Raw genomic sequence first — 6807 nt, 5'->3', positions numbered from 1 at the left:
CCGGGGTACTGGCCGCCGGCGCGGTCGGCATCAACATCGAGGACGGCACCCGGGCCGCCACCGATCACGCGGAGCGGGTGGCCGCGGCCCGGGCCGCCGCCGACGGCGCCGGGGTCCCGCTGTACATCAACGCCCGCATCGACACCTTCCTCTTCGGCCTCGGGGAGGCGGAGGGCCGCCTCGACGAGACCCTGGCCCGTGCCGCCGCCTACCTCCGCGCGGGGGCCAGCGGCATCTTCGTCCCCGGTGTCACCGATCCGGCCACCGTCCGCGAGCTCGCCAAGGGCATCGACGCGCCGCTGAACGTCCTCGTCGGCCCCGGCGCCCCGTCCGTCGCGGAGCTCGGCGCCCTCGGCGCCGCCCGCGTCAGCCTCGGATCCTGGGTCGCGTCGGCCGCGTACGACGTGGTCCGATGCGCCGCCGAGGAGCTGATCGCGGGCGGTACGTACACGGCGCTGGACGCCTCCCTCCCGTACGGGGAGCTGAACGCCCTGCTCAAGGGCTGAGCCCCGGGAAGCGTGTAGCCGCCAACGACCCTAGGATCGCGTTCATGCGCACCCCGGAGACCGCCCCGAGCAAGCCGCCGCAGTCCGGCACCCGCAAGGTCACCGGCGCCGTGTGGGTCGCGCTCGCCCTCGTCTACGTCCTCTGGGGTTCCACCTACCTCGGCATCCGGGTGGTCGTCCGGACCATGCCGCCGTTCCTGTCCGCCGGGACCCGCTTCATCACGGCCGGCCTGCTGCTGCTCGGCCTCGTCGCCTGGCGGTACGGGCCGGCCGCGCTCCGGGCCACCCGTGCGCAGGCCGGTGCCGCGGTCCTGGTCGGCCTGCTGCTGGTCCTCGGCGGCAACGGCCTCGTCGTGCTGGCCGAGACCTCCATCCCGTCGGGCCTGGCCGCGCTGCTCGTCGCGGCCGTGCCGATGTGGCTGGTGGTGCTGCGGACCGCCACCGGCGACCGGCCGGCGCTGCCCACCGTCGCGGGGGTGCTGCTGGGCTTCGCCGGGCTCGCGGTGCTGACCAGCCCGGGCATCAGCGGCGCGGTGCGGCTCTGGGGGGTGCTGCTGGTGCTGACGGCGTCCGTGCTCTGGTCGCTGGGCTCGTTCGCCGCGTCGAAGCTGTCGCTCCCGGACAACCCGTTCACGGGCAGCGCGTACCAGATGCTCGCGGGCGGCGCCGGCGGCATCCTCGTCGGCCTGCTGCGCGGCGAGCACCGCGCGATGGACTGGGCGGGCTACTCCACCGCCTCCTGGCTGGCGCTGGGCTACCTCATCGTCTTCGGCTCGCTGGTGGCCTTCACGGCGTACGCGTGGCTGCTGCAGAGGGCGCCGCTGTCGCTGGTCGCCACGTACGCGTACGTCAATCCGGTCGTGGCCGTCGCGCTGGGCGCGCTGATCCTGGACGAGGACCTGACCGTGCCGATCCTGGTCGGCGGCGCGATCGTCGTCGTGGCGGTGGGCGTGATCGTCAGCACCGAGCGCAGGCAGTAGCGGCGGGCCGCACCCGGCGGCGGGGCCCGCGGCCGGCGTCAGTCCCGCGCGGCCTGCTCGTACAGCGCCTTGGCCTTCTCGTCGAAGAGCGCGGCGGTGGAGTCCACGTCCGTGTCCCCGCCGCTCAGCACCCCGATCAGCCGCCCGGGGTTGTCCGGACCGCCCCGGTCGGCGATCCAGGGGCTCCCGCTGGTGCCCGTCCAGAAGCCCGCGCAGCTGATGTACAGCATCGCGGGGTCGTCCTGGTCGTGGCTGGTCTGGGTCGTGCAGGAGACGGGCTTGTTCTGCGGGTTGCGGTCGGACTCCGGGTAGCCGACGACCGTCACGTCCCGCTCGTACCCGGAGGTCCAGTCGGGCTTGGGGGCCTCCGCGGCGCCGCCGACCGCCTGCTGCACCGTGCGGCCGTCCTCGTCCGGCTCGATGCTGAGGAACGCGAAATCGGCGGTGTCCTCGCCCCATCGGGTCCAGCGCTCGTCCACGTGGACCGCGCGGACCTTCCACACCCCGAGAGGCTGGCGGCCCGCGCCCTCGCCGGTGAAGGCGGGCGCGAAGGAGAGGTCGCCGATGGCCCGGCCGTCGTGCGCGACCGCACCGGGCACGCCGTCCTCGCCCGCCGGGGCCACGCAGTGCGCGGCGGTCGCGACGACCGTGCCCTTCGGGCTGTCGACGACGCTCGCCGTGCACCAGTGCTCCCCGTTGGCCATGAGCACGCCGACGCCGGGGAAGGGGTGCACGGCGTGCGCGTCCTCGTCCGTCGCCTTCACGAAGCCGACGGCGAGCACCGCCACCACCCCCGCCACGGCCGCGGCGGACGCGCCCCTGGCCAGTGCGGTCATCGCACGGCGGGGTCGGGGGTCGGTGCCAGCATGACCTTGCTGATCCACTCCAGCGCGCCCTCCCTCATGCCGCGTACGTACGACTTCCCATTGTGCTCACCATCCTGGATCACCTGGAGGGTGGTGTGCACGGGGCCCTTCCCGTACTCCCTCATGAACTTCTCCGCCTTCTCCCGGCCGGTCTCCTTGGTACCGATCTGGAAGTTGACGTAGACGTCCGGACCACCCTCGTCGATCAGCTTCTGGGCGAGCTTCTCGGGGTTGTTCTGGTCCATGGCCTGCGTGTTCCCCTTCCACAGCGGGGAGTCGGGGACGATGTCGACCCCGCTCGCGATGGCCGCCTTGAAGCGGTCGGGGTACTTCAGGACGTGCTTGAAGGCGCCGAATCCGCCCGCCGAGGAGCCCATGAAGGCCCAGCCGTCGCGGGAGGTGAAGGTCCGGAAATTGGCCCTCGTGAAATCCGGGACGTCTTCGACCATCCAGGTGCCCATCTTCGGCTCTCCGGGGATGTCCGAGGCGTCGAAGTGGTGCTTGGTGTCGGCGTTGTGCACCGGCATGATCAGGATGAAGGGCAGGCTCGTACCGGCCTTCGCCCCGTCGCTCACGGCCTTCTCCAGGCCCAGGCCGGGACCCGTTCCCCAGTAGTTCGTGGGGTAGCCCCGGCCGCCCGGCAGGGAGATCAGGACCGGGAAGGCGCTCTTGGCGTACCTCGGATCGTCGTACTGCTTCGGCACCCACACCCAGACGTCGCCGGTGAACCCGGACTTCGCGCCGGTCAGGGTGGTCCGGCCGATCTGCGTGCCGTCGGGCAGCCGGTAGGTCCGTACGAACGAGGCCTTCGGCCCGGTCGGCATGCTCACCCCCGGCCGGATGTCCGCGGCCGCGGCCGACTGCTGGACCTTCCCGAACGACACCGGATCCCCTATGTCCGAGAAGAGCTTGTACTTGTACGCCGCGGCGCCGCCCCCGGCGGCGAGCACGAAGGCCAGCGCACCGCTGATCACGAGCCTGCGCAGGCGCTTGGGACGGCGGCGGCCCGTGGTCGGCGGGCCTTCCTCGGCCAGGAGGCCGCCCTCACTCTGAAGCTGGTCATGCTGCACGGATTTGTCCCGTTCCTTCTCCGGCGCTCCCGAAGAGCGCGGGTCGGACCGATCGGTCCCCCTTACACCCCTTACAGAGGTGTCAACGATCGGATGGGTTGCCTGGGACCGGCGGGACGTGGTGCGTGACACGCGGGTCCCGGATTCCGTGCGGAAAGCCTGCTCAGGCGGGCTGCGACCGCGCGCGCACCTCGCTGATCCACTCCGGGGAGCCTTCCTCGGCCATCCGGCCCTTCCCGACGCCTCCGGCGGATCAGCGCTGGGCGTCGAGCGCCTGCGCGCACCGCCCGAGCAGGCTGATCAACTGCTCCCGCTCCGCCTCCGAGAACGCGGCGGCCAGCGCCCGCTCGACCCGTACGGCCCCGGAGTCGGCCAGCTCCATGGCGGCCCGCCCCTCCTCCGTCAGCCGGGTTTCGAGCACGTTGCGGTGCCATTCGTGCGCAGTCCGCTCGATGAGCCCGCGCTCCTGGAGGTTCTTCAGCACGGTGTTCATGGTCGGCGGCGTCACCCCGCACAGACGGGCGAGCGCGGCCGCGGAGATGCCCGGCTTCTCGGAGAGCCAGAGCAGCGCGGCGTACTGGGGAACCGTCACCGCGGCCGGCTTGAGGGCGGCGTTCTTGGCCGCGAGAAGCGCCTGTTCGGCGCGCTTGACGTGCGAGCCGATGCGCTCCCCGGGAGGCATGGAGGTCATTCCTGCATCCTAATGCTCTTGCAAGCATTAGAGCTCTAACCTAGATTCGTGGTCACCCACACGGAAGAGGACACCTGTTGTGCTGAAGAAGTTCCTGCCCGTCACGCTCCTGACCCTGACCACGGCGCTCACCCTGGGCGCGGCCCCGGCCGCCCAAGCGGCGCAGGCCGCGCAGTCGGCGCAGGCGTCCGACGGGTGCATCACGACGGCCTTCACCCTCCCCGGCGAGAAGGTCTACCCCGAAGGCATCGCCACCGACCCCCGCGCGGGAACCGTCTACGTCGGCTCGTACGCGGACGGCACCGTGTACCGGGCCCGCCCCGGCCGGCGCACCGCCGAGGTCTTCCTGCCCGCCGGCACCGACGGCCGCCACACCGCGAACGGCCTGCGCGTCGATGCGCGCGGCCGGCTGTGGGTGACCGACTCCACCTCCGGGGTCGCCGTCTACGACACCGTGACGGGCAGGCGCCTGGCCCACTTCGAGGTCACCGGCACCGCCGGGCTCTTCGTCAACGACCTGACCATCACCCCGGACGGCACCGCCTACCTGACCGACAGCGCCCGCGCGGTGATCTACCGGGTGACCCCGGCCCAGCTCGCGGCGGGCTCGGGCCCGCTGCTCGCCGCGTACGACCTGAGCGGCCACCTCACCCCGTCCCCGGCGGGCAGCTTCTCCCTCAACGGCATCGTCTCGGATCCGGCGGGCCGCTTCCTCCTGGCCGTGGACATGACCGCGGGCGACCTCCACCGCGTCGACCTGCGCACCGGCGCGATCTCCCGCGTCGCCCTCCAGGGCGGCGACCTCACCCACGCCGACGGGCTCGACCTGGCGCCCGACGGCACCCTGCGGGTGGCCCACAACACCACGAACACCCTGACCCGTTGGCACCTCAGCCCCGACGGCACCCGGGCCCGGCTCACCCGCACGATCACGGACCCGGCGCTGCAGATCCCGACCACGCTCAGCCACACCCCGGGCCGCACGCTCGTGGTCCGCTCCCAGTTCGACAAGGGCGGCCCCATGGGCCCGGGCACGCCGACCACCTTCACGATCGCCTCGGTCCGCGGGCTCTGACCGGCTCCGCCCCATCACGCGGCGCGCTCGGCGCGGCCCGGCCCCGCGGTCAGCGGGCGGCGCCGAGCCGCGCCTGCTCCTCCTCGACGATGCGCCGCGCCAGCGAGGTGTCCGAGACGTCGACCGCCTCGGGCGCCGCCTCCGCCACCGCGCTGCGCCGGGCGTACGCGTCGAACAATCGCGCCTTGCGCTCCAGCACCTCCAGCATCCGCTGGTCCACCCCGTCCGTGGCCAGCAGCCGGTGCACCCGCACCGCGCGCACCTGGCCCATCCGGTGCGCGCGGGCCACCGCCTGCTGCTCCATGGTGGGCTTGACCTGCGGCTCGCAGAGGATCACCACGGACGCCGCCTGGAGGTTGATGCCGGTACCGCCCGCCTCGATCTGCGCCAGCAGCACCGCGTGCCCGGCAGCCGCGCCGAAACCGTCGATCAGCCGCTGGCGGCGGGCGGGCGGCACGCTCCCGGAGACCGGTCCGAAGAGCCGCCCGCCGCCCCCGTCCGCGGACCGCTGCGGGCCGAGCGCCGCCTCGACCGCCCCGAGCACCTCGCGGAACGCGGAGAACACCACGACCTTCAGCCCGTTGGCGGCGGCCTCCGCCACCAGCTCGCGCAGCCGGTGCAGCTTCGCCGACCGCTCCGGCCGCGCGTACGCGGCCCTGCGCATCGCCATGAAGTTCCCGGCCCGCACCGCCTCCCGGTAGGCGTCCCGGTCGGCCGCGCTCAGCTCCTCCCATTCGTCGGTCCACTGGAGCTCGGGCAGCTCGGCGAGCACGTCGCGCTGGTTGCGCCGCAGGTACGCGGGCGCCACCGCCGTGCGGAACGCCCTGGAGCCCGCGACCGTGTCGACGTCGCCGATCCCGGAGGCCGCCCCGGGCTGCAGGATCCGTACGAGACTGCGGAACTCCGAGACCCGGTTCTCCATCGGCGTGCCGGTGAGGAACAGGACGTACCCGCACCCGGCGGCCCACGCGGCGACCGCCAGGGAGCGCTGCGCCTGCGGGTTCTTGACGTGGTGCGCCTCGTCCACGACGAGCATCCCCAGCTCGCCGGCGGCCGGTTCCGGGAACCCGGTCAGCGCCTGGAAGGTCGTCACGGCCACCCCGCCCTCCGTCCGCCAGTCCGCGAAGGCGTCGTGCCGGCCGGGGCCGTGGAGGGCGACCGCGCGCAGGGTGCTGCGCGCCTCGATCTCCCGGGTCCAGTTGATCAGTACGCCGGCCGGGCAGACCACGAGGAAGTGGCGCCGGCCCTGCGCCGCGAGGTGCGCGAGCACCGCGAGCGCCTGGATCGTCTTGCCGAGCCCCATCTCGTCGCCGAGGATCACCCGCCGCTGGGCGAGGGCGAAGCGGGCGCCGAAGGACTGGTACCCGCGCAGCGAAACCCGGCTGTACGTGCCGTCGAGGGCCTGGGCGCGGACCCGTTCGGCGAGCGCGTCGGGCAGGAACCCCTCGGCCGCGGCCGGGTCGGAACCGCCGCCCGCCCGCTCGGTGATCTCCGCGAGCAGGCCGTAGTACTCGGCCGAGCGCAGTTCGAAGTCGACCCAGACGGCCGCCTCCTCGGCCGGGCCGCGCAGCCCGGCGACCGAGGGCCGGCCCGGCCCGGCGGGCCCCCCCCCGCCCGCC

7 protein-coding genes are annotated in these 6807 nt (G+C 73.5%); 3 read left to right on the top strand and 4 right to left on the bottom strand.

Annotated features, from left to right (window positions below):
* Together ACFXA3_RS30605 and ACFXA3_RS30600 are read left to right on the top strand one after the other, a co-directional pair.
* Window positions 1-506 (top strand): isocitrate lyase/phosphoenolpyruvate mutase family protein (locus ACFXA3_RS30605; protein WP_385191900.1); only part of this gene is annotated, 506 nt, incomplete at its 5' end.
* A gap of 44 nt (window positions 507-550) precedes the next feature.
* A complete protein-coding gene (locus ACFXA3_RS30600; protein ID WP_385191898.1) occupies window positions 551-1486 on the top strand; it encodes an EamA family transporter in 936 nt (311 codons plus the stop codon).
* A 38-nt stretch (window positions 1487-1524) separates the two neighbouring features.
* Here ACFXA3_RS30600 and ACFXA3_RS30595 read toward each other — a convergent pair whose 3' ends face one another.
* From ACFXA3_RS30595 to ACFXA3_RS30585, 3 genes are all read right to left on the bottom strand, one after another.
* Window positions 1525-2322, bottom strand: coding sequence for a trypsin-like serine peptidase (locus ACFXA3_RS30595; protein ID WP_385191895.1), 798 nt, complete (start codon window positions 2320-2322; stop codon window positions 1525-1527).
* Window positions 2319-3422 carry an alpha/beta hydrolase gene (locus ACFXA3_RS30590; protein WP_385191893.1) on the bottom strand — a complete coding sequence of 368 codons (1104 nt, stop codon included), beginning with the start codon at window positions 3420-3422 and terminating at the stop codon, window positions 2319-2321. The genes ACFXA3_RS30595 and ACFXA3_RS30590 overlap by 4 nt, the downstream gene beginning before the upstream one ends.
* 253 nt (window positions 3423-3675) lie before the next feature.
* Complete coding sequence (locus ACFXA3_RS30585) at window positions 3676-4113, bottom strand: MarR family winged helix-turn-helix transcriptional regulator (protein WP_385191890.1); 438 nt, start codon at window positions 4111-4113, stop codon at window positions 3676-3678.
* Between the two features lie 79 nt (window positions 4114-4192).
* Between ACFXA3_RS30585 and ACFXA3_RS30580 the strand changes: the two genes are divergently transcribed.
* Window positions 4193-5188, top strand: coding sequence for an SMP-30/gluconolactonase/LRE family protein (locus tag ACFXA3_RS30580; RefSeq protein ID WP_385191888.1), 996 nt, complete (start codon window positions 4193-4195; stop codon window positions 5186-5188).
* Between the two features lie 49 nt (window positions 5189-5237).
* Here the strand turns inward: ACFXA3_RS30580 and ACFXA3_RS30575 are convergent.
* A partial coding sequence (locus tag ACFXA3_RS30575) for a DEAD/DEAH box helicase (protein WP_385191886.1) occupies window positions 5238-6807 on the bottom strand: 1570 nt, incomplete at its 5' end.

It is taken from the genome of Streptomyces sp. NPDC059456 (assembly GCF_042750055.1).
In the GTDB taxonomy this organism is placed as follows: Bacteria; Actinomycetota; Actinomycetes; order Streptomycetales; family Streptomycetaceae; genus Streptomyces.
The sequence above is the reverse complement of the archived record's forward strand: the minus strand, read 5'-3'. Positions and strand labels throughout refer to the sequence as shown.